This is a genomic window from Ensifer sp. KUDG1 (genome assembly GCF_050434285.1).
In the GTDB taxonomy this organism is placed as follows: Bacteria; Pseudomonadota; Alphaproteobacteria; order Rhizobiales; family Rhizobiaceae; genus Ensifer.
This window is the reverse complement of the sequence record NZ_JBNDIG010000001.1, coordinates 499,019-521,654: the sequence shown is the minus strand read 5'-3', so window position 1 is coordinate 521,654 and position 22,636 is coordinate 499,019. Positions and strand designations below refer to the sequence as shown.

The following is a 22,636-nucleotide window of genomic DNA, read 5'->3' as shown; positions in this document are numbered from 1 at the left end:
TTCCTGAATGCTAAACAACCAAAAAGGGGAACAGCATGAAGAAGGCATTGAAAGTCCTGGCCGTTGCGGCGGCGATCGCCGTCAGCGGCGGTGTCGCGGCATCGGCGGAAGCGCTGAAGGTCGGCGTCGCAGCGGAACCCTATCCGCCGTTCACGGCACCTGACGCCAGCGGCAAGTGGGAAGGCTGGGAAGTCGAGTTCATGAACGCGATGTGCGCCGAGGCCAAGCTCGAATGCGTGCTGACGCCGGTCGCCTGGGACGGCATCATCCCGGCGCTGACGTCGAAGAAGATCGACATGATCATCAGCTCGATGTCGATCACCGACGAGCGCCTGAAGACGATCGATTTCTCCGACAAGTACTACAACACCCCGACCGGGATCATCGGCACCAAGGGCGTCGAGATGAACTCCTCGCCGGAAGGGCTGAAGGGCAAGACGCTCGGCGTCCAGGTCTCGACGGTTCACCAGGCCTATGCCGCCAAGCACTTCGCGCCGGCCGGCGTCGAGGTCAAGGAATACCAGACGCAGGACGAGGCCAACAACGACCTCGCCGCCGGCCGCCTCGATGCGGTGCAGGCGGATGCCATCGCACTCAAGGCGTTTTTGGCAACCGACCAGGGCAAGGAATGCTGCGAGTACAAGGGTGACGTTGCCGAAGACGTCGCCGTGATCGGCCCCGGCGTCGGTGTCGGCCTGCGCAAGGGCGAAACCGAGCTCAAGGACAAGATCAACGCCGCCATCAAGGCGATCCGTGACAACGGCACCTACGATACGTTCTCGAAGAAGTACTTCGACTTCGACATCTACGGCGGATAAGGCGCGATCGGCCGGCGATCGAACCGTCGCAGCGCTGTCGCGTCCGAACGGACCGCAGCGCTGTAGCGATCGCCGGCCGGCGCCATCGGAGCTCGACGACGCATGGCTGCGGATTCCCTCATCAATTGGGGCCTGCTCTCGCTTTCAGCACCCGGCTGGGGCGGCGTATTGCTGCAAGGCTTTTTCAATTCCATTCAGATCGCCGTCGGCGGCTTCACGCTCGGCCTGGCACTCGGCATCGGCGGCGCCTTCGGCAAGCTCTACGGCGGCCCGGTCCTGCGCGATCTGCTCGAATGCTACACCACGGTCGTGCGCGCGGTGCCCGAGCTGGTGCTGATCCTCCTGCTCTATTATGCCGGCACCGACCTGCTCAATCAGGTTCTGGCGTTGTTTTCGGTCGGCCCGGTCGACATCAGCGGCTTGATGGCGGGCATCTTCGTCATCGGCGTCGTCCAGGGCGCCTATTCGACGGAGGTATTGCGGGGCGCGATCAAGGCGGTGCCTGCCGGCCAAATTGAGGCGGCGCGCGCCTATGGCATGTCGCCGGCCATGGTCTTGCGGCGGATCACCCTGCCGGCGATGCTGCCCTATGCCATTCCCGGCCTCTCCAATCTCTGGCTGATCGCCACCAAGGACACGGCCCTTCTCGCCGTCGTCGGCTTCAGCGAATTGACGCTGGTCACCCGCCAGGCGGCCGGCACGACCAAGGCCTATCTTCTGTTCTTCCTGGCGGCCGGCGCCCTCTACCTGGCGCTGACGCTGATCTCCAACATCTTCATCGGCATGCTCGAACGCCATGCCCGACGCGGTTTTGCGGAGAGCCGATGACCGACGAAACCACCCACGCCGTTGCGTTTACGCCCGAAGACCTGCCAACCGCGAGGAGCTTCTTCCAACCGCACCGCATCGTCATGATGCTGGTCTTTGCAGCCTTCGTCGTCGCCGTCGCCGTCTTCATGCGCTGGGACTGGCTGCCGCGCTACCTGCCGCGGCTCGGCTGGGGCATCCTCGTCAGCCTGATGATGCTGTTCAGCACCGCCATCCTCGGCTTCCTGCTGGCAGTGCCGATCGGCCTCGTCCAGGTGACGGGGCCGTGGTTCCTGAAGTTGCCGGCAAAAATCTTCTGCACCGTCATTCGCGGCACGCCGCTGCTCCTGCAGCTCTGGCTGCTCTATTACGGGCTCGGCTCGCTGTTCCCGCAGTTTCCGGCGATCCGCCAGTCCTTCCTCTGGCCCTATTTGCGCGAGGCTTGGCCCTATGGCGTTGCGGCGCTGACGATCTCCTTTGCCGCCTACGAGGGCGAGGTCATGCGTGGCGCCTTTGCCGGTGTTCCGAACGGCGAGCTCGAGGCGGCCAAGGCCTATGGCATGGGCCGCTGGACGATGTTCCGTCGCATCTGGCTACCGCGCGCCATCCATCGGGCGCTGCCGACGCTCAACGGCGAAACGGTGCTGCAGCTGAAATCGACCCCGCTGGTCGCCACCGTCACCGTCGTCGACGTCTATGCGGTCATCTCCAAGGTGCGGCAGGAAACCTTCCTCACCTACGAGCCGCTGCTTTTGCTCGCGCTCATCTACATGTGCCTCACCGGCATCCTGGTGGTGGCTTTCCGCACGTTCGAAAATCGCATCCCAACCCGCGGTGCCTGACATGAAACTTTCCCCCTCGATCACCAACGCCATGCCGGAACTCGTCGCCATTCGCCACGACCTGCATGCCCATCCCGAACTCGGGCTGGCGGAGACGCGCACCTCCGCCTTCATCGCGGAACATCTCAGAAGCCTCGGCTACGAAGTGACGACGGGCCTTGCGAAAACCGGTGTCGTTGGCACGCTCAAGAACGGCACCGGCAAACGCTCGGTCGGCATCCGCGCCGACATCGATGCACTGCCGATCTTCGAGGAAACCGGACTCGATTACGCCAGCAAGACCTCTGGCCTGATGCACGCCTGCGGCCATGACGGTCACACGACGATGCTGCTCGGTGCTGCCCGCGCGCTTGCCGAGCGGCGTAATTTCGACGGCACTGTTCACCTGATTTTCCAGCCGGCCGAAGAGAATTTTGGCGGCGCCAAGATCATGATGGACGAGGGCCTGTTCGATCAGTTTCCGTGCGACGCGGTGTTTGCGCTTCACAACGAGCCGGGTCTTCCCTTCGGCCAGTTCGCCCTTCGCGAAGGCCCGATCATGGCCGCCGTCGACGAGGCGCGCATCACCGTGCACGGCCGGGGTGGTCACGGCGCCGAGCCGCAGGAGACGGCCGACCCAATCGTCTGCGGCGCGTCAATCGTCATGGCGCTGCAATCGATCGTCTCGCGCAACATCCACCCGATGGATCCGACCGTCGTCACCGTCGGCGCCTTTCATGCGGGTTCGGCCAGCAACATCATTCCCGAGCGCGCCGAGATCGTCGTCGGCATCCGCTCCTTCGAGCCCGATGTGCGCGACGAACTCGAACGGCGCATCCGCATGATCGCCGAAGCGCAGGCGACGAGCTTCGGCATGCGCGCGACCGTGGACTACCAGCGCAGCTACGACGCGACGATCAACCACAAGGCCGAGACCGATTTCGTCCGCGATCTCGCGGTTCGCTTTGCCGGGGCCGACAAGGTTGTCGATCTCGCCCGCCCCTTCATGGGCAGCGAGGATTTCGCCTATATGCTGAAGGAGCGGCCGGGGACCTATTTCTTCCTCGGCTCCAAGACCAGCGACGATGATCGGCCGCTGCATCACCCCGGCTACAATTTCAACGACGACCTGCTGCCGATCGGCGCAGCTTTCTGGACCGAGCTGGCCGAGACCTATCTCTCCCGAAGCTGATAGGCCGTGAACGGTTACCGCCCTGGTGGCGCGGATCCTGCCCGCGCCACCAGGGCCTGTTTCCTCATCTCGCTTAAATGTTGGACAGGCGCGAGACAGGTTCTCTCCGCATGGTGCTGCAAGCAAACCGACCGTGATGCGGAGCTTGACACACCATGCATCTGGCCCTTCCCAAGCCGATAAGGCACCTCTGGCTTCCGCTCGTCGTATTCATCCCGTTTGTCGCAGCGATATGGTTCAGGCCGCTGCTTCCGATCGACGAAACGCGCTACATCAGCGTCGCCTGGGAAATGTTCCTGCGTCGCGACTGGCTTCAGCCGCTGACGATGAATTTCGAGCCTTACCATCACAAACTGCCCCTGCTGTTCTGGCTCATCAACGCCTCATGGGCGGTCTTCGGCGTGACCCGTTGGGCGGCAACGCTGCCGGTCGTCCTGTCTTCGCTCGCAAGCGTCTATCTCACGATCGCGCTCGGCCGCCTGCTCTTTTCCGATTTCGACCGGCAGGCTGACCGCACGGCGATGGTCATGGTCGCGAGCGTGCCCTTTCTCGTTTACAGCACCCTCATCTATTTCGATCTCACCCTCACCGTCTTCGTGTTGCTGTCGCTGATCGGCATCGTGCTTTATGCCCGCAAGCGGGACTGGCGCTCTGTCCTCCTGATCGGACTGTCGCTGGGATTCGGCGTTCTCGCCAGAGGGCCGGTGGCCTTCCTCCACATCCTGTTCCCGATCGCGCTGGCTCCGCTCTGGGCGGACGATCTCAGGCGACCCGGCCGGTGGTATCTCGGCATCCTCGCATCGCTGGCCATTGCCGGCCTCATCGTTCTCTGCTGGCTCGTCCCGGTGTTGATGCAGGCGGACGGCAAGTTTACCCATTCGCTGCTCTGGGATCAGACGGTCGGCCGGGCGACGGGCACGCTCAACGCCCATGTCCGACCCTTCTACTTCTACCTGCCGCTGCTGCCCGCAATGATGATCCCATGGGTATTTTTCCCAAGCTTCTGGAAGGGCGCTGCCGCGCTGCGCCAGGGGTGGCTTAAGGAGGAAGGCACGCGGTTCCTGTTTTTGTGGGCAGCCCCCACTTTCCTATGCTTTTCCCTGATCGGCGAGAAACAGCCGCATTACCTGATGCCGCTGGTGCCGGCCGTCGTGCTTGCCGTCGTCCTCTGTCTCAAAAATGTCCCGAGCCGCCGCCTGGTGCTGAACATGGCCGTCATGGTTGCGGCCATCGTCGTCGGCCAGGCAATCGCGTCGGCGACGTTCCTGAAGCGATATGATCTGGAGCCGACGGCCGCCTATATGCGCGCAAATCGCGACCGGGACTGGGCCTTCGTCGCCAACTATCATGCCGAGTTCGGCTTCCTGTCTCGCCTGGAAAAACCTGTCGACGACGTCCCTCCACAGCGGCTGGCGCAATGGTTTGCAAGCCACCCCGAGGGCCGCGCGATCGTCGTTGGCCGAAACGCCGACGACTTTTCCGGATATCAGCTGGTCATGGACAGTCCCTACCGCGGCAAGAGGATGGGCGTGCTCGCGGCAAGGCCTCTGGCCGTCCCCTCCAAGGCGCAACCGTGTCACGACAACGGCAGCGACGCGCAAACCCCGGCATGCGACAAAGTGGCGAGCAGCGACTAGTCGCTACCGGACAGGCCACCGGCCGGGCGTCGTGTTTCCTTGGCGCCCACGGCGTCTGCGCGGCACGCTCCAATATGCCGCAGCGCAACATTGCCGCAGTGTGACAACGTGGCGGACGCGCTGTCATTGACGTTTGGCAAATTTGGCGCAGATTCAAGTGCATGCTGAAAAGCCGGCGCAACACAAGGATTTGCCTCGGCCAGAGGCCAAGATAGGTCCCCTGATCGACGATCGGTCACCGGACGAATGATGCAGCAGCCAGAGCGATACGGCCCGCGTCAGCGACGCGTCGCGTCCGTATGTCTGAAAGGATTGCGCCCGTGTTTGAGAGTTTCGATGCGACCCTGCTCGCTCGCTTCCAGTTTGCCTTCACCGTTTCCTTCCACATCATCTTCCCCGCCTTTTCCATCGGGCTTGCGAGCTACCTCGCGGTGCTCGAAGGGTTGTGGCTGTGGAAGAAGGACGAGGTCTATCTCGAGCTCTTCAATTTCTGGAAGACGATCTTTGCCGTCGCATTCGGCATGGGCGTCGTGTCCGGCATCGTCATGTCCTACCAGTTCGGCACCAACTGGAGCGTCTTTTCCGACAAGGCGGGGCCGATCATCGGGCCGCTGATGGGCTATGAGGTGCTGACCGCCTTCTTCCTCGAGGCAGGCTTTCTCGGCGTCATGCTGTTCGGCCTCAATCGCGTCGGACCGAAGCTGCATTTCCTCGCAACCGTCATGGTCGCCATCGGCACGCTGATCTCGGCCACCTGGATCCTTTCGGCGAACTCCTGGATGCAGACGCCGGCGGGCTTTGCGATGAACGAGGCGGGCCAATTCGTCCCGGTCGACTGGTGGGCGATCGTCTTCAACCCCTCCTTCCCCTATCGCCTCACCCACATGGTTCTGGCCGCCTACCTCACGACGGCCTTCGTCGTCGGTGCCTGCGGCGCCTGGCACCTGATCCGCAAGACGGCGCCACGGCGGGCGCGAAAGATGTTCTCAATGGCGATGTGGATGGCGGCGATCGTCGCGCCGATCCAGATCTTTGCCGGCGACATGCACGGTCTCAACACGCTGGAACACCAGCCGGCCAAGGTGATGGCGATGGAGGGTCACTACCAGAGCCATCCGGACGGTGCGCCGCTCATCCTCTTCGGCATTCCGAACTCGCCTGAAAAGCGCGTCGACTATGCAATCGAGATCCCGAAGCTTTCGAGCCTGATCCTGAAGCATGATCTCAACGCGCCGCTTGCCGGGCTCGATACGATCCCCGAGGAGCTGCATCCGCCCGTCGGCATCGTGTTCTGGTCGTTCCGGGTGATGGTCGGCCTCGGCTTCGCCATGCTCGGCATCGGGCTCTGGTCGCTCTGGTGTCGCTATCGCGGCACGCTCGACAGCAATGTCTGGCTGCACCGTGCCGCGATCGCCATGGGGCCTGCCGGCTTCGTCGCCGTGCTCGCCGGTTGGGTCACGACCGAAGTTGGCCGCCAGCCCTATACCGTCTACGGCCACCTGCTGACGGCAAACTCGGTGGCGCCGATCGCGGCACCCGCGGTCGCCGCCTCGCTGATCGCCTTCATCATCGTCTATTTCTTCGTCTTCGGCGCCGGCACCTTCTACATCCTCCGGCTGATGGCGCGATTGCCGCGCGATCCGATGCCGGAGCTCGGCGAAGGACCATTGCGCAGTTCCGGCATCATGCCGGGCCCCGCCATCCACAGCAGCCATGCAAACACCAAGGGAGGCCATCATGGAGTTTGATCTGCCGTTCATCTGGGCCGGCATCATCGCCTTTGCGGTGCTCGCCTATGTCATTCTCGACGGCTTCGACCTCGGCGTCGGCATTCTCTTCCCGTTTTTCCCAGAGAAGCACGACCGCGACGTGATGATGAATTCCGTCGCCCCGGTCTGGGACGGCAACGAGACCTGGCTGGTGCTCGGCGGCGGCGGCCTGATGGCGGTGTTTCCGCTGGCCTACGCGACCATCCTGCCGGCGCTCTATGCGCCCATCATCGCCATGGTCATCGGCCTCATCTTCCGCGGCGTCGCCTTCGAATATCGCTGGCGTACGCGCCGGGCCGAATATCTCTGGAACTGGGCCTTCTCCGGCGGCTCGATGCTGGCGGCCTTCGCGCAAGGGATCACGCTCGGCGCGCTCGTCCAGGGCATTCCGGTCGAGAACCGTGCCTATGTCGGCGGCTGGTGGGACTGGCTGACGCCGTTCTCGATCATGACCGGCATTGCCGTCGTCGTTGGCTACGCGCTGCTCGGCGCCACCTGGCTGGTGATGAAGACCCATGGCGACCTTGCCGATCGGGCTCGCGACCTCGCGCTCAAATGCTCCTTCGCCACCGTTGCCGCGATGGGTATCGTCAGCCTGTGGACGCCGTTCCTGGAGCCGCAATATCTGGACCGCTGGTTCAGCTTTCCGACGGCGATCTTCAGCGTCATCGTGCCGGCGCTCGTTCTCGGCTGCCTCTATGCGCTGATCACGGGCATCCGCAATCGCCACGACAGCCGGCCGTTCATCGCTGCACTGGGCCTCTTCGTGCTCGGCTATGCCGGTATCGGCATCAGCTTCTACCCCTATATGGTGCCGCCATCGCTGACGATCTGGGATGCGGCGGCCCCTGAGGAAAGCCTCTCCTTCCTGCTTGCCGGCGCTCTGGTGCTGGTGCCGATCATTCTCGCCTATACCGCCTATTCCTACTGGGTGTTCCGCGGCAAGGTCGACCCGGAGGAGGGCTACCATTGACCAGCGAAACAGGAACCGGCCGCAAGCTTCTCTGGTTCGTCGGCCTCTGGTGCGCGGGGGTGGCGGCCGTCACCCTCGTCGGCCTTGCGATCAAGCTGATGATCGGAACGTAATCGATCCATTGGAGCGGGATGCGGGCGGAAAACCGCAGACACTTTTCCTCATCCCGCTCATCGGCTGGAGCGAGATGTGGGCGGAAAACCGCAGACACTTTTCCTCATCCCGCTCTAAAAAGCCTCGCTCAAGCTTGGCCGGCTAACTTCCCTTTAACACGTCAGCAGGCGATCGCCGCAGACGGAGACAGGACCGCACCCTCCTCCCCTGCAAAGCGATCGCCTGCTGAGGTGACCATCTCGAAGGGTCGCCGGCTGCGACCCTGTTGCCCCTTCCAAGACAGCTCGCCGTTTGTTAGCAGTGCGCCGCAGAAGCGCCCCGCTTGCTGAAAGCCGAGGGACGCTCGAACATCCTGGCCCGCGCTGGCCGCGCCCCAGGCAATTGGACGAGACAGATGCAGAAAACCCCCGCGCAATGCGAAACCATGGCCGACGTGCGAGCGGAGATCGACAGGCTCGACCAGGCGCTGATGGCGTTGTTTGCCGAGCGCTGGGGCTATATCGACCGGGCGGCCGAGATCAAGGCACCGCTGAAGCTGAAGGCCGACATTCCGGCGCGGGTGATGGAAGTGCGCGAGAACGCCCGCAAGAACGCCGTGCGCGTCAACCTCGACCCTGATTTTTACGAAGACATCTGGGCTCGCCTGATCGGCCACGCGATCGCCCACGAGCAGAAGCTGCTCGGCGAAACCGGCAACGAGTAACGTCTCCGTCGCCGATCTTTCGGCCTGCGGCTGTCAGCGCCCGAGAATGTAACCCTGCAGGCGGTCCGCCGCTTCCTTCACGTGGCCCGGATCGCGCAGGAAGCAGGCGCGCATGAACAGCGAGCCACCGTCACCGAACGCGGTTCCCGGCGCCAGGCCGACACCGGTCTTATCGACGATGTCGATTGCGGCCGCGCGCGAATCCGTGACGCCATCGATTTTCAGGAACGCGTAGAGCGCACCGTCGGGCTTCAGCGTTTCCACCCGGTTGGTGGCGATCAGCGCGTCGCAGAAGACATCACGGTTCTTTGCCGCCTTGGCGACATTGGCATCGACAAAGGCGTCACCCTCGTCGAGCGCTGCGACAGCACCCCGCTGCAGGAACTGGGCGACACCCGAGGTCGAATACTGCACCAGGTTTTCGAGCACCTGGCCGATTTCTGGCGGCGCGACGATCCAGCCGACGCGCCAGCCGGTCATCGACCAATTCTTCGAGAAGGAATTGACGAAGAGGATGCGGTCGCCTTCCTCCATCACGTCGAGGAAGGACGGCGCGCGGGCACCGCCATAATAGTAGAGCGCGTAGATCTCGTCGGCGATGATCCAGAGCCCGTGCCTGCGCGCCAGCGCCAGGATCGCGGCCAGTTCCTCGCGGGTCGCGGTCCAGCCGGTCGGGTTCGAGGGGGTGTTGATGAACAGCGCCTTGGTCTTGGGGCCGATCGCCGCCTGCAGCCGATCGAGATCGAGCTGCCACTTGCCGTGTTCGAAGCGCAACTCGACCGAAACCGGCCGGACGCCGGAGAGATCGGCGGCGGCGGCAAAGTTCGGCCAGGCCGGCGTCAACAGCACCATCTCGTCGCCGGGCGAGGCGATCGCCTCGATCGACAGCTTGATCGCCTGCATGCCGGAGCCGACGACGTAGAAATGCTCGGGCGAAAGCGTCTTCTGGAAGCGGCGCTGATAGTAGCGCGACAGCGCCTCGCGCAGCGGCGGAATGCCGCGCTGCCAGGTATAGAAGGTCTCGCCGGCGGCAAGCGCATCGCGCGCGACATCGCTGATAAAGGCAGGAGTCGGCAGGTCGCCCTCGCCCACCCAGAGCGGGATCAGGCCTTCGCGCCCGCGGGCATAGTTCACCACCTCGACGATACCGCTTTCGGGCGCGGAAAGCGCGCGGGGGCTGATGGTGGCAAGCGTGGTCATCGGCGGGCTCCGGATGCACGATGGTGCAGGCTGCCGCCTGAAATCATCATGAAAGATTCCAATGGACTAGAGCGAAATGGACCGCTCCGGTTTGCCCGTTGCTTCTAGCCGCTTTCGCCGAGGCGATCACGCGACTTTATCTGACCGATTTATCGATTTTTGTGATGTTTCGCGGCCCCGGCAAAGCCAGGGCCGCGAGGAAAAACTCAGGCGCGCTGCTTCAGCAGGTCGCGGATTTCCGAGAGCAGCAGAATGTCTTCCGGCGGCGGTGCGGCCGGCGCTTCGTCCTTCTTCTTTTCCATCGAAGCGCGCATGCGGTTCACCGCCTTGATCATCAGGAAGATGATCCAGGCAAGGATCAGGAAGTTGATCAGCACGGTGATGAAGTTGCCGTAGGCAAAGACGGCGCCCTGCTGGCGGGCGGCGGCGAGAGACGTGGCCGTCACGTTGGCCGAAAGCGGCAGGAAGTAATTGGAGAAATCGAAGCCGCCGCCGGTGAGCGCACCGACGATCGGCATGACCAGGTCTTCGACGACCGACGTCACGATCTTGTTGAAGGCTGCGCCGATGATGACACCGACCGCGAGATCCATCACGTTCCCGCGGGCAATAAACTCCTTGAACTCATTCAGCATAAATCTCTCCGTATTATCCCCGTTTGAAAACGGCCGGCGGCGCTGTCCCGCGCTGCAAGCGTTTACGGAAACTAAACCAAAGCGGGCAGCGAGAAAACCTTTCTTTGCCTTTGATCAATTAGCACCGGATAGAGCAGGAACGGGAAGGCAGCTGGCGCTGCACACCGATTTCTCGTGTCGAGCCTTGAACTTAAGACTCATGCGAGGGCAATTCTCAACCCGGCGGACTTGTCCTATGCTCCGCCCTGGAGGAATGAGGCATGCTTTCGGGTTCGGTCATCTTTGCCTCGGCCTTCGCCTATCTGCTGCTGCTGTTTGCAGTGGCGAGCTATGGCGACAGGCGGGCCAGGAGGAACAGCGCTGCGCTGAAAGGCAGGCCGCTCGTCTATGCGCTGAGCCTTGCCATCTACTGCACCTCCTGGACCTATTTCGGCGGCATCGGGCTTGCGGCCGAACGCGGGCTCGAATTCACCGGCATCTATATCGGCCCGATCCTGATGTTCACGCTCGGCATGCCGCTGATCCGCAAGATCATACGGCTCGCCAAGACCGAGAAGCTGACATCGGTCGCCGACTTCATCGCCGCGCGTTACGGCAAGAACCCGGCTGTGGCCGCGATCGTAGCGCTGATTTCGCTGGTCGGCGCCATTCCCTATATCGCGCTGCAACTGAAGGCGATCTCGAGTTCGGTCGCCGCCATGATCAACACCAGCGACTACGGCATCGGCGCCGGGCAAAGCTTCATCGACCTGCCGCTGCTGGTCACGCTCTTCCTCGCCTGCTTCGCTATCGTCTTCGGCACGCGGCATACGGATGCGACCGAGCACCAGGACGGGCTGATCCTCGCGATCGCGATGGAATCGCTGGTCAAACTGGTGGCCCTCGTCACCGCCGGCTTCTACATCGTCTTCGTCATTTTCAACGGCCCGGCTCATCTGTGGTCTCTGGCCGCGCAAAGCCCTGCCGTGCAGTCGGCGCTTTCCTACGAGACCCCGATAGCGCGCTGGGTGCTGTTGATCGTCACCTCCGCCTTTGCGATCATCATGTTGCCCAGGCAGTTCCATGTGACGGTCGTCGAAAACCGCACCGAAGGCGAGCTTCGCACCGCCGGCATCCTCTTTCCGCTCTACCTGATCGGCATCAATCTCTTCGTGCTGCCGATCGCCATTGCCGGCATCCTCACTTTCTCCGGCTCCGGCGACGCCGATCTCTACCTCCTGACGCTGCCGCTCGCCAACGGTCTGCCGGTGCTGACGCTGATTACCTTCATCGGCGGCTTTTCAGCGGCGACCGCGATGGTGATCGTCGCGTCCGTGGCGCTGTCGATCATGATCTCCAACGACATCGTCATGCCGGTGTTCCTGCGCCGCAACCTCAGCCAACGCGGCGGCTTGCAGGAAAACCTGGCCGGCACGCTGCTCAACATCCGACGCTCCGCGATCTTCGCCGTGCTTCTGCTCGGCTACGCCTACTATCGCTCCGCCGACATCAGCGCCGGCCTCGCCTCGCTCGGGCTGCTCTCCTTCGTCGCCATCTCGCAGATGGCGCCGGCGCTGCTCGGCGGCCTTGTCTGGCGCCAGGCCAATGCCCGCGGCGCGATCACCGGCATGGTCTCAGGCTTTCTCGTCTGGGCCTATCTGCTTTTCCTACCGAGCCTCGGCGGACCCGACAATTCCCATGTGGCAACGACGGTCTTAAGCTTCCTGCTGCCGTTCACCGACCTGTTCTCCGGCCCCGATGCGGACCCGCTGGTGAACGCCACGACGCTCAGCCTGCTCGTCAACTGTGCCACCTATATTCTCGGATCGCTGACCCGCACGCCGAAGCCGATCGAACGCTTCCAGGCCGGCGTGTTCATCACCCGGCGGTCGCGCACCGAAGGCGCCTTTCGCGGGCGCAAGACCAAGGTCACCGTGCGCGACCTCAAGGCGACGATCGCCCGCTACATGGGCGCCGAGCGCATGCAGCGCTCCTTCCATACCTATGAGCGCCAGACCGGACGCTGGCTGGACGACAACGCGCCCGCCGACATGGCGGTGGTACATTTCTCCGAGCAACTGCTTGGCAGCGCCATCGGCTCGTCCTCGGCGCGGCTGGTGCTTTCGCTCGCGCTGCAGCGCGGCGACGATACCTCGTCCGAGACGGCCTGGCTGCTCGACCAGGCGAGCGAGGCGCTGCAATACAATCAGGATATGCTGCAGACTGCGCTCTCGCAGATGGACCAGGGCATCGCCGTTTTCGACAATGCGAACAACCTGATCATCTGGAATCGGCGCTTCCGCCAGCTTCTCGATCTCCCCGAAGCAGCCGGCCAGGTCGGCTTCCCGCTTGCCGATATTGTCTCGATCCTCACCAAGCGCGGTGACATTCGCAAGGATCAGGAAAAGGGGCTGGTCGCCAACTTCCTGACGCTCGACAAACCTTTCCTGCTCGAACTCAGCAACGGCGAGCGCATCATCGAAGTGCGCACCAACGCCATGCCCGACAAGGGCATCGTCACCACCTATACCGACATCACCCAGCGCGTCGCCGCCGACATGGCGCTGAAGCAGGCGAACGAGACGCTGGAACTGCGCGTGGCCGAGCGCACCGGCGAACTGACCCGGGTGAACCGGGAACTCGCCGAGGCGCGGGCCGCCGCGGAAGAGGCCAATATCGGCAAGACGCGGTTCTTTGCCGCCGCCGGCCACGATATCCTGCAGCCGCTCAACGCCGCTCGCCTCTACTCCTCGTCCCTCGTCGAGCGGCTCGGTGAATCTGACAACAGCACGCTGGTCGAAAATATCGATTCCTCGCTGGAATCGGTCGAGGCCATTCTTGGCGCCGTGCTCGACATTTCACGCCTCGACACCGGCGCCATGAAGGCGCGGATACAATCCGTTCCGCTCAACGAATTGCTTAGAAGGATCGAGACCGATTTTGCCCCGATGGCGCGAGCCAAGGATCTCGAACTGATCATCATGCCGACATCGCTTGTCGTGCGTAGCGATCCGAACCTGCTGCGCCGCGTCGTCCAGAACCTCGTCTCCAACGCGATCAAGTACACGCTCAGCGGCAAGGTGCTCGTCGGGGTGCGCAGGCATGGCGCCATGGCGACAATCGAGGTGCTCGATTCCGGCATCGGCATTCCCCAGTCGAAGTTCCGCACCGTCTTCAAGGAATTCGCCCGACTGGACGAAGGCGCACGCACGGCCTCCGGCCTTGGACTCGGGCTTTCTATTGTCGACCGCATCTCGCGCGTGCTCAACCATCCGGTCAGCCTGCAATCGACGCCCGGCAAGGGCACGGGCTTCAAGGTGACCCTACCGCTCGATGCCAGCGCCGGCGAGCGCGTCGCTGTCCGGCCGGTGCCACAGAGCAAGGCAAGCGAGGCGCTGAACGGCCTGCGGGTGCTGTGCATCGACAACGAGCCGCGGATCCTCGAGGGCATGCGGGTGCTGCTTTCCGGCTGGGGCTGCATCGTTAGCACGGCGGAATCGCTGGCTGCCTGTTCCGAATTCAATGCCCAGCCCGGCGAGAAGCCGCATGCCGTCATCGCCGACTACCATCTCGACGACGGGACCGGCATCGAGGCGGTCGCGCGCATCCGGGCATCGACCGGCGAAGCGACGCCGGCGCTGCTGGTGACGGCCGACCGTTCGCCGGAGGTGCGCGCCGCGGCCGAACGCGACGGCATCGCGATCCAGAACAAGCCGGTGCGCCCGGCGGCGATGCGCGCCTGGCTGACGCAACTTTCGACGGCGGCACGAACCGCTGCGGAATGAACGGCTCCCGCATTTCGGGGCCGCCTGAAACAAGGGGATATCACAAAGTCAAAGCGGGCCGCATCAGGCGGCGGCAACGGTGCCGATCTTCGAAAGCTGGATGACCGCCTGGGTGCGGCTGTCGACATTGAGCTTTAAGAGGATCGCCGAGACATGCGCCTTGATCGTCGCCTCGGAGACGCCGAGTTCGTAAGCGATCTGCTTGTTGAGCAGGCCCTCGCCGAGCATGCTGAGCACGCGGGATTGCTGCGGCGTCAAGGTCTGCAGGCGCTGCAGCAGATCGGCGACCTCAGGCTCGTATTCCTGCGCCTGGTCGTAACCCGCGGGAACGAAGACCTCGCCGGCCATCACCTTCTCGATCCCCTCGCGGATTTCCTCGATGCCGGCCGATTTCGAAAGAAAGCCGGACGCGCCGAGATCGAGCGCGCGATGGATCGTCGCCGGGTCGTCATGGGCCGACACCACCATGACCGGCAGGCTCGGAAATTCGGCGCGAAGAGCGATCAGACCAGAGAGCCCGCTGACGCCGGGCATGGTCAGGTCGAGCAGCATGAGGTCGGCGTCAGCGTTGTCCGCCGCCGCCTTGCGCGCGGCTGCGAAATCGCCAGCCTCGACGATGGCAGGCGCGCCGTCCACGCCGCTCAGTGCCTGGCGCATCGCGCCGCGAAACAGCGGATGGTCGTCCGCGATGATGATGGTCATGTCCGGTGTCATGCTGCTCCCTCCCAAGAGCCCGGGCTGAAATCTGCGCGCCCCCACGCGCCGATCCGCATCCCGCATGGCCGATCCGGCAACTCAGGTCTTCTGCGGCTCCTGAGTGGAGTCGCTGCCTTCGAGATCCTTCACGATATCCATGAACCTACGCATCATTCTTTCCATGATGCCCATTGCGCGGTCAATCTCTTCCTCAGCCGGAAGGTCCTGTTTTGCGACACTTTCACCGGCCTTGGCGGTCTTTTCCAAGGCCTCGACCCGCTTCGTCAGGAGGTCCAATTCCTGTTCGAAGGCGGCTCGCTCGTCGGCGGCCATGCGGCAGACCAACTGGCCGTCCTTCTCCTGGCACAGCGACACTTCGCCGGTCTGGGTATCGAGCCGGGCGATGCCGGTCTCGGACTTTTGCATGCTGTAGCGCCCGGGGGCCGGATCCTGTGCGCTGGCGCCGCCGGCCAGAGCCAATCCGGTGCCGAACAGAAGTATGGCAGCAGCGTTTTTCATGACATCTTCTCCGTTACGATCCTTGCCGGGACGTGATCTGTGCGCGAACGAGAAGAGCGAAATCGGTCTTCACCGCGGATTATGCGCGAATCGTCGTCCTTCTGCGATGGACAATCGCCGATATTTACGGCAAGGCCACGACAGAAAATTACGGGGACAGACGGGCACCATGGGTTCCATCATCTACAAAATCGTTCCGGCATCGTTGTGGCAGGAAGCCAAGCGCAGCGGACGCTTCGACGGCGCGCCCGTCGATCTCGCCGACGGTTACGTCCATTTTTCGACCGGCGAACAGGTGGTCGAGACGGCGGCGCGCTATTTCGAGGGACAGGTAGACCTGCTGCTGGTTGCCGTCGACGGCGACGCGCTCGGCGAAGAACTGGTCTATGAGCCCTCACGCGGCGGCGCTCTCTTCCCGCATCTCTATGCCCCCCTCTTCCTGTCGGCCGTCGTCTGGGAAAAACCACTGCCGCTCGGCGCCGATGGCGCGCATATCTTCCCGGAACTTGATGCATGAACCCGCTGACCAGCCTTGCCCGCCGCGGCCTTTTCCTCTTCGATCCGGAAGCTGCGCACGGCCTTTCGATCAAGGCATTGAAGACCGGGCTCGTACCGAACTGTTCTGCCAAGGCCGACAAGCGGCTCTCGCAGACGGTCGCGGGCATCGTTTTTCCGAACCCGATCGGCATGGCGGCCGGCTACGACAAGAATGCCGAGGTACCGGAAGCGCTTCTGAAGATCGGCTTCGGCTTCACCGAGATCGGCACCGTCACGCCGAAGCCGCAGGCCGGCAACGACAAGCCGCGGATCTTCCGGCTGGTCGAGGATGAGGCCGTTATCAACCGCCTCGGCTTCAACAATGAAGGCCATGGCGCAGCGCTGGCGCGACTGAAGGCCTGTTCGCGCGATGCGCTGATCGGCGTCAACATCGGCGCCAACAAGGACAGCGCCGACCGTATCGCCGACTATGTCGGCGGCATCCATACCTTCTACTCGGTCGCCCGCTATTTCACTGCCAACATCTCCTCGCCGAATACGCCGGGCCTGCGCGACCTGCAGGCGCGCGAAAGCCTCGCCGCCCTGCTGTCAGCCGTGCTCTCGGCGCGCGACGAAGAGGCCCTGAGGAGCAATCGCCGCGTTCCGATCTTCCTGAAGATCGCGCCCGATCTCACCGAGGAAGGCATGGACGATATCGCCGCCGAAGTGCTGGCGCACGATCTCGACGGCCTGATCGTCTCCAACACGACGCTTTCGCGCGAGGGCCTGAAGGACCAGGCCCAGGCGAAGGAGACCGGCGGCCTCTCGGGCAAGCCACTCTTTGATAAGTCGACGGCCGTGCTTGCCCGCATGCGCAAGCGCGTCGGCCCGAAGCTGCCGATCATCGGCGTCGGCGGCGTCAGCTCGGCCGAAACCGCGGCAGAGAAGATCCGCGCGGGCGCCGACCTCGTGCAGCTCTATTCCTGCATGGTCTATGAAGGCCCGGCCCTGCCCGGCCGCATCGTACGTGGCCTCTCGGATCTCTGCGATCGCGAGCGGCTCACCTCGATCCGCGATATCCGCGACAGCCGTCTCGACTATTGGGCCGGCAAGAACGTCTGACGCGCCTTCATCGGGATCCGCGACAACAGGAACAGCCCCCGCATCAGCAGGAACAGGTTCAGCCCCGCCCACAGGCCATGATTGCCGAAGGCGGGGACCAGCACGGCGAGTGCTGCGGCATAGCCGACAAAGGCCGCCAGCATCATGTTGCGCATCTCGCGCGACCAGGTGGCGCCGATGAAGACGCCGTCCATCAGGAAGGCAAGCGCACCGGTCATCGCCGTCACCGCCGCCCAGGGCAGGTATTCGTAAGCCGCCGCGCGTACATCCGGCGCCGTGGTCAGGAGATCGATGAGCCCGTCACCGAACAGCAGGAAGGCGACGGTCGTCACCAGCGCGAGCCCCAGCGACCAGGCGGCCGTCATCCGGAGTGCGCGATCGAAGGTCGGGCGGTAACCGGCACCGATCGAGCGCCCGATGAGCTGTTCCGCCGCATTGGCGAGGCCGTCGAGATAGTAGCCGGCAACAAGGAAAATCGTCATCAGCACCGCATTGGCGGCAAGCGTCACCGGCCCGAAGGCAGTGCCGATGCGGGTCATCAGCGTGAAGGCTGCCAGAAGCAGGAACGAGCGGATCATGATGTCTCGGTTGAGGCCGAAGAGCGGCTTCAACCGTTCGCGATCGAAGATCTCGGCCCAGCTTGGCGCATCCCTGCTGTCGAAACGGCCATAGACGATGGCGAAGCCAACGAGCGCGCCGATCACTTCGCCAGTCACGGTCGCCAACGCCACCCCCATCACGCCCCAGCCGAACACCAGTCCGAGCAGGATCGACAGCACGATGTTGATGCCGTTGATCAGCGTCTGCAGCATCAGGCCGATGGTGCCCTCGCCGCGGCCGAGCACGAAGCCGAGGATGGCGTAGTTGGCAAGCGCCGCCGGCGCCGAAAGGATGCGACAGAGAAAATAGGTGCTGGTGACGCCGGCTACCTCGGGCTCCGGCCCCATCAACCAGAGGCCGCCCGACAGAAGCAACGGCGAAAGGAAAAGGCTGACCGTGCCGCAAACAAGCGCGATGATCAGCGATCGCCAAAACACCGCCTGCTGCTCGCGCCGATCGCCGCGACCATAGGCCTGGGCAACCAAGCCCGTGGTCGCTGCTCGCAGGAAGTTGAAGGTGGTGAAGATCAGGTCGAACAGGATGGCCCCGACCGCAAGACCCGCCAGCAAGGTCGCCTGCCCCATGCGTCCGACAACGGCGGTATCGACGAGACCAAGCAGAGGCGTCGTCAGAAAGCCGAGCGTCATCGGCAATGCGATCGCCAGGATCAGCCGATGGGTGACATGGAACGGGCCGGCGGGATCGCCCGGCGAGACGGAAGAGGCAGCGGTCATCGGGCGGTCCGGGCGTGTTGGATGAGAGATGACCGTTTTAGGGAATGAGCATGGGCGGATGCAAGCGCGTCGTGCAGTTCGGCGAAAACGTCCCAACGCGGCAAGAGCCCCTCACCCTAGCCCTCTCCCCGCACGCGAGGAGAGGGGACGTGGCAAACGCGACGTCACACCCCTTGATACCCGTCGGAGGCCAGTCCCGTCAGCGGTCATGATGGATCGAAAGGGCGCAACTATCCGCCTTCTCCCCGCCTGCGGGGAGAAGGTCCCGGCAGGGGGATGAGGGGCGGAGTTCTATACGAATGCAGCTGATTCAGCCCGAAAGCACCATCGCCCAGAAGGGTCGGTTGCCGGAGGCTGCGTTCTGCGCGACGGCAACGCCGAGGCCACGGTAATTGCCGAGCATGTTTTCAAGATGCTTGGGCGACCTGTACCAGGCGTCATAGGCGCGCTCGGCGTCGTCCTGGCCCACGGCGATGTTTTCAGCGGCCGGAAGCGTCACGCCCTGACCCTTCATGCGGTCGTAGAAACTGTCGTTCCAGCCGATCAGGTGCTGCATCTTGCCGGCCTTGGCCATGCGTGCAGCCTGGTGCATCGCCGCGACGGACGCCGCATGGTCGGCGACGAGCTCGGTCAGGCCCTTGCCCTTGCGCAGCTTGTTGACATAGCCGAGGCTCGCTGCGGTCTGGTCGCTGCCGGTGCCGCTTTCGGGCATCAGCACCTTGGACGTGTTGCAGCCGGCGAGCGCGCCGAGCGACAGGATGGCGGTCGCGCGCAGGAGGCCGCGGCGTTCGATCAGAAGAAAACGGTCCTGCATCGTCAGCGCCGAAAGTTCAGGACGCGCAGGATGACGAAGGCCGGCACGACGATTACGGCGCCGAGCAGCAGGTAGTCGCCCACCCGGCCAAGTGCTGCAAAGCCGGTGTACCAGAGGTCGAGCAGGAAGTTGCGGACGGCGAAGTAGATATCGGTCGGATACCAGCCGAACATCCTCATCACGAAGCCGACGAGGATCGACACCACGATGAGCTTGACCAGCACGCGCAGCGGCGAGTCACCCAAGAATCTGTTCATTCCGTCCGACATCAGCGAACTTCTCCTATTTGTCTTCACATAAGCCGCGATCGGCGGCGTCGCAAGTCGCTGGCCCCGGCGGGCACGGCTCGGGCTTCCGATCACGCCAGATTCCGCTTGTATTTTGCGGCATCCGGCGTCAGAAGCGCTGATCGCAACCAACATCTCACATTGATGACGCTCAACCAGCTCTCCTCCGGCGACCTGATCGCCGACCGCCGCGCCGACTACGCAAAAATGCTTGCCGAGGGCGGCGAGCCCGCAAGTGCGGCCGAACTCATGGCGCAAGCGCTGGAACAGGCACCCAACTGGGCAGCCGGCTGGTTTCGGCTCGCGGACTATGAAGAAAAATCTGGCCGGAAAGAGGCGGCGATCGAAGCGCTGAGGAAAACACTGGCGCTCAGCCCCCAGGATATCTTCGGCGCCGGCCTGAAACTGGCGCTGCTCGGCGCTGCCGCCATGCCCGAACAGCCGCCGAGCCTCTATGTCGAGCGGCTCTTCGACGACTATGCCGACCGCTTCGACAAGGCCTTAGTGGAGAAGCTCGGCTATACCGTACCGCAGAAGCTCGCGGCGCTCATTCAAAGCCATGTCGGGCAAAGCCACACGGGAGGCCTCATCTTCGAGCATGTGACGGATCTCGGCTGCGGCACCGGCCTTTTTGGCGAGCGCATCCGGGATCAGGCACAGTTCCTCGAAGGTTTCGACATCTCCATCAACATGCTCGCCAAGGCCGAGGCGAAATCCACCTACGATCGGCTGGCCCGCGCCGACCTTTCTCTTTCGCCTGATGCCTCCGGCATCTTCGGCAACTTCGCGCCCGCCCGGGCCGACCTCGTCAGCGCCGCCGACGTGCTGATGTATCTCGGCAATCTCGACAGTGTCTTCGACATCACCACTCGGCTGCTCGCACCAGCGGGCTACTTCGCCTTCTCGGTGGAAGATGCCGGCGATGCCGAGGAGTTCCTGCTGCGGCCGTCGCTGCGCTACGCCCATGGCGAAGCCTATGTCCGCGGCCTCTGCACGGCGCATGGTCTCACACTGCTGGCGGTCGAGCGCACCGCCATCCGCATGGATGCCGGCGCGCCGGTGTTCGGCATCCTGTTCCTGGCGCGCAAGCCTGCATAAAACGCAAGGCAGAGTCGCAAAAATAGGTCAGCATAACTGACATATTTTCCTTGATTGTTGTTGTGCATTGCAGCATTGCTCAAGCCATCGCAATCGAGGATTTGCCATGGCCCAGATCAGCAGCGTTTTCGGTCTCTGGAACACCAGCCCGACCCGGCATTCCGCCGTCGAGGATCTGCAGGGCATCTTTACCGGCAGCCTGATCGCAGCGCTCGGCCTCTATTTCCTCGCTAGCGCCGGCCTATTGACCGGCAGCACGGCGGGCGTCGCCTTCCTTTTGCACTATGCCTTCGGCGTCAATTTCGGCCTCGCCTTCTTCCTGCTGAACCTGCCCTTCTTCTATCTTTCGCTGAAACGGCTCGGCCCGGCCTTCACAGTCAAGACCTTCATCGCCATCGGCGTGACCTCGTTCCTGACCGACATCCAGTCGCGCCTCTTCCAGATCGGCACGATCCAGCCGACCTGGGCGGCGCTACTCGGCGGCCTGCTGCTTGGCTACGGCCTCTTGGCGCTCTATCGCCACCGCGCCAGCCTCGGCGGCGTCGGCATTCTCGGCATCTACCTGCAGGAGCGTTTCGGCATTCGCGCCGGCCTCGTGCAGCTTGCGATCGACATGGTCGTGCTCGTCTTCGCCTTCGGCGTGACTTCGCCCGAGGTCGTCGCCTGGTCGGTGCTCGGCGCAGTCGTCTTGAACCTTTTCGTGGCCATCAACCACCGCGCTGATCGTTACATCGCACTCTAGAGCGCCGTGCGTTCACCGGAACGCGCAAGGACGCTCTAGGATGCAGAGCAGCTAGCCCCGAAGCGGACCTCGGGGCTAGCTGGAGCTTTCTCACTGGATATCAGGCGGCCATAACCGGCTGATCGACCGGATGCTGCGAACGCAGGCCGACGGCGACACGGTTCCAGACATTGATGACGCCGATCGCCATGGTGATCTTGGTGATCTCGGCTTCGCTGAAGTGCGCGCGCAGCGGCTCGAAATCCGCGTCGGGCGCGCCGGTCTGGGCAAGGTTGGTCAGCGATTCCGTCCAGGCGAGCACTGCGCGTTCGCGCGCGTCATAGATCGGCGATTCCCGCCAGGCGCAGATCAGGTGGATCCACTGCTCGCTCATGCCGGTGTGCCGCGCTTCCTTCACATGCATGTCGATGCAATAGGCGCAGCCGTTGATCTGCGAGGCGCGCAGCTTGATCAGGTGGATCAGGCGCGGCTCCAAGCCCGATTCCTTGATGATGTAGCTGTCGAAAGCCGCAGCAGCCTTGTAGGCATCGGGAGCGGCTTTGACGAAGTTGAAACGCGGCTGCATGGACTTCTCCTTGGGCTGAACAGGATTGATGGAGGTCAGGCGTTGGCGGACGATTTGCGTTCGTTGATCGCCAGAAAGGCTTCTGTTCGTGCCGATACGCTGCCGTCATCCTTGGCATTGAGGTCATCCAGGATGCTGGCGATGGTCACGCGGCGCAGCTCGGCGCGGTAGGCCTGCTCGGCCTTCAGCATCGCGACATTGATGGTGCAGGGTGCCGTCGGCTTGCAGGCGTAGGGATTGGGACCTCGCAGGCGGATCTCATTGCAGCGGAACGCCGGCTCCGAACCTTCGACCGCAAGCACGATATCGAGCAAAGTGATCCTCTCCGGCGTCTTGGCGAGACGGTAGCCCCCCTTGGGGCCCGGCACCGCTTCCAGCAGTCCGGCACCGGACATCGCCTGCAGGTGCTTCAAGAGATAGCTGGTGGAAACACCATGGAACTCGGCAAGCGCTGCCGCCGACAGAGTGCTGCCGAGCTGAAGACAGCTCAGCATCGTCACGCTGTGAATGGCCTGCTCGACCCCGTCACCGAGTTTCATGGGCGCCTCC

At 63.5% G+C, this 22,636-nt stretch carries 22 protein-coding genes; 13 read left to right on the top strand and 9 right to left on the bottom strand.

From position 1 onward, the window contains the following. The first annotated feature begins 35 nt into the window (after positions 1–35). From M2267_RS02615 to M2267_RS02580, 8 genes are all read left to right on the top strand, one after another. Positions 36–818, top strand: a complete 783-nt coding sequence (locus M2267_RS02615; RefSeq protein WP_034797062.1) for a transporter substrate-binding domain-containing protein — start codon at positions 36–38, stop codon at positions 816–818. Positions 819–920: 102 nt separating this feature from the next. Next, positions 921–1,646 carry an ABC transporter permease gene (locus M2267_RS02610; protein ID WP_429112288.1) on the top strand — a complete coding sequence of 242 codons (726 nt, stop codon included), beginning with the start codon at positions 921–923 and terminating at the stop codon, positions 1,644–1,646. Beyond that, positions 1,643–2,467, top strand: a complete 825-nt coding sequence (locus tag M2267_RS02605) for an ABC transporter permease (RefSeq protein ID WP_043613147.1) — start codon at positions 1,643–1,645, stop codon at positions 2,465–2,467. Before M2267_RS02610 ends, M2267_RS02605 begins: the two co-directional genes overlap by 4 nt. 1 nt (position 2,468) lies before the next feature. Next, positions 2,469–3,638, top strand: a complete 1,170-nt coding sequence (locus M2267_RS02600) for a M20 aminoacylase family protein (protein WP_429112287.1) — start codon at positions 2,469–2,471, stop codon at positions 3,636–3,638. 155 nt (positions 3,639–3,793) lie between these two features. Then, positions 3,794–5,275, top strand: coding sequence for an ArnT family glycosyltransferase (locus M2267_RS02595; RefSeq protein ID WP_429112286.1), 1,482 nt, complete (start codon positions 3,794–3,796; stop codon positions 5,273–5,275). 320 nt (positions 5,276–5,595) lie between these two features. Next, on the top strand, positions 5,596–7,023 hold the full coding sequence (locus tag M2267_RS02590; RefSeq protein WP_429112284.1) for a cytochrome ubiquinol oxidase subunit I: 1,428 nt from the start codon (positions 5,596–5,598) through the stop codon (positions 7,021–7,023). Continuing rightward, positions 7,013–8,017, top strand: a complete 1,005-nt coding sequence (gene cydB / locus M2267_RS02585) for a cytochrome d ubiquinol oxidase subunit II (RefSeq protein WP_429112283.1) — start codon at positions 7,013–7,015, stop codon at positions 8,015–8,017. Before M2267_RS02590 ends, cydB begins: the two co-directional genes overlap by 11 nt. Positions 8,018–8,525: 508 nt before the next feature. Next, the gene (locus M2267_RS02580) at positions 8,526–8,834 is read left to right on the top strand and encodes a chorismate mutase family protein (protein ID WP_429112281.1); all 309 of its coding nucleotides are present in this window, start codon (positions 8,526–8,528) and stop codon (positions 8,832–8,834) included. A 33-nt stretch (positions 8,835–8,867) separates the two neighbouring features. Here M2267_RS02580 and M2267_RS02575 read toward each other — a convergent pair whose 3' ends face one another. Both M2267_RS02575 and mscL read right to left on the bottom strand, forming a co-directional pair. Next, positions 8,868–10,034, bottom strand: a complete 1,167-nt coding sequence (locus M2267_RS02575) for a pyridoxal phosphate-dependent aminotransferase (RefSeq protein WP_429112279.1) — start codon at positions 10,032–10,034, stop codon at positions 8,868–8,870. Between the two features lie 206 nt (positions 10,035–10,240). Further along, complete coding sequence (gene mscL / locus M2267_RS02570) at positions 10,241–10,669, bottom strand: large conductance mechanosensitive channel protein MscL (RefSeq protein ID WP_043613162.1); 429 nt, start codon at positions 10,667–10,669, stop codon at positions 10,241–10,243. 260 nt (positions 10,670–10,929) lie between these two features. Here mscL and M2267_RS02565 point away from each other — a divergent pair, with 260 nt between their 5' ends. Then, positions 10,930–14,433 carry a PAS domain-containing hybrid sensor histidine kinase/response regulator gene (locus tag M2267_RS02565; protein WP_429112277.1) on the top strand — a complete coding sequence of 1,168 codons (3,504 nt, stop codon included), beginning with the start codon at positions 10,930–10,932 and terminating at the stop codon, positions 14,431–14,433. Positions 14,434–14,496: 63 nt separating this feature from the next. On the opposite strand, the gene M2267_RS02560 is transcribed toward M2267_RS02565, so the two are convergent. Then, a complete protein-coding gene (locus M2267_RS02560) occupies positions 14,497–15,147 on the bottom strand; it encodes a response regulator (RefSeq protein ID WP_429112275.1) in 651 nt (216 codons plus the stop codon). Between the two features lie 81 nt (positions 15,148–15,228). Next, positions 15,229–15,648 carry a hypothetical protein gene (locus tag M2267_RS02555; protein WP_043613169.1) on the bottom strand — a complete coding sequence of 140 codons (420 nt, stop codon included), beginning with the start codon at positions 15,646–15,648 and terminating at the stop codon, positions 15,229–15,231. 169 nt (positions 15,649–15,817) lie between these two features. Between M2267_RS02555 and M2267_RS02550 the strand changes: the two genes are divergently transcribed. Together M2267_RS02550 and M2267_RS02545 are read left to right on the top strand one after the other, a co-directional pair. Then, positions 15,818–16,165 carry a DUF952 domain-containing protein gene (locus M2267_RS02550; protein ID WP_192447914.1) on the top strand — a complete coding sequence of 116 codons (348 nt, stop codon included), beginning with the start codon at positions 15,818–15,820 and terminating at the stop codon, positions 16,163–16,165. Beyond that, positions 16,162–17,247 carry a quinone-dependent dihydroorotate dehydrogenase gene (locus M2267_RS02545; protein WP_429112273.1) on the top strand — a complete coding sequence of 362 codons (1,086 nt, stop codon included), beginning with the start codon at positions 16,162–16,164 and terminating at the stop codon, positions 17,245–17,247. Before M2267_RS02550 ends, M2267_RS02545 begins: the two co-directional genes overlap by 4 nt. Here M2267_RS02545 and M2267_RS02540 read toward each other — a convergent pair. The 3 genes from M2267_RS02540 to M2267_RS02530 all read right to left on the bottom strand — a co-directional run bounded on the left by M2267_RS02540 (position 17,223) and on the right by M2267_RS02530 (position 19,664). Further along, positions 17,223–18,581, bottom strand: a complete 1,359-nt coding sequence (locus M2267_RS02540) for an MATE family efflux transporter (protein WP_429112271.1) — start codon at positions 18,579–18,581, stop codon at positions 17,223–17,225. The genes M2267_RS02545 and M2267_RS02540 overlap by 25 nt on opposite strands. A 310-nt stretch (positions 18,582–18,891) precedes the next feature. Then, a complete protein-coding gene (locus M2267_RS02535) occupies positions 18,892–19,395 on the bottom strand; it encodes a CAP domain-containing protein (RefSeq protein WP_429112269.1) in 504 nt (167 codons plus the stop codon). 2 nt (positions 19,396–19,397) lie between these two features. Continuing rightward, a complete protein-coding gene (locus M2267_RS02530) occupies positions 19,398–19,664 on the bottom strand; it encodes a DUF6460 domain-containing protein (RefSeq protein ID WP_034797119.1) in 267 nt (88 codons plus the stop codon). 162 nt (positions 19,665–19,826) lie between these two features. Between M2267_RS02530 and M2267_RS02525 the strand changes: the two genes are divergently transcribed. Next, complete coding sequence (locus tag M2267_RS02525; RefSeq protein ID WP_429112267.1) at positions 19,827–20,780, top strand: methyltransferase; 954 nt, start codon at positions 19,827–19,829, stop codon at positions 20,778–20,780. A 106-nt stretch (positions 20,781–20,886) separates the two neighbouring features. After that, positions 20,887–21,522 (top strand): YitT family protein, encoded by a 636-nt coding sequence (locus M2267_RS02520; protein WP_429112265.1) that lies wholly within the window; start codon positions 20,887–20,889, stop codon positions 21,520–21,522. A gap of 100 nt (positions 21,523–21,622) precedes the next feature. Here the strand turns inward: M2267_RS02520 and M2267_RS02515 are convergent, their stop codons facing one another. Beyond that, on the bottom strand, positions 21,623–22,087 hold the full coding sequence (locus M2267_RS02515; RefSeq protein ID WP_043622424.1) for a carboxymuconolactone decarboxylase family protein: 465 nt from the start codon (positions 22,085–22,087) through the stop codon (positions 21,623–21,625). A gap of 35 nt (positions 22,088–22,122) precedes the next feature. After that, positions 22,123–22,626 carry an Rrf2 family transcriptional regulator gene (locus tag M2267_RS02510; protein ID WP_429112264.1) on the bottom strand — a complete coding sequence of 168 codons (504 nt, stop codon included), beginning with the start codon at positions 22,624–22,626 and terminating at the stop codon, positions 22,123–22,125. Between the last annotated feature and the right edge of the window lie 10 nt (positions 22,627–22,636).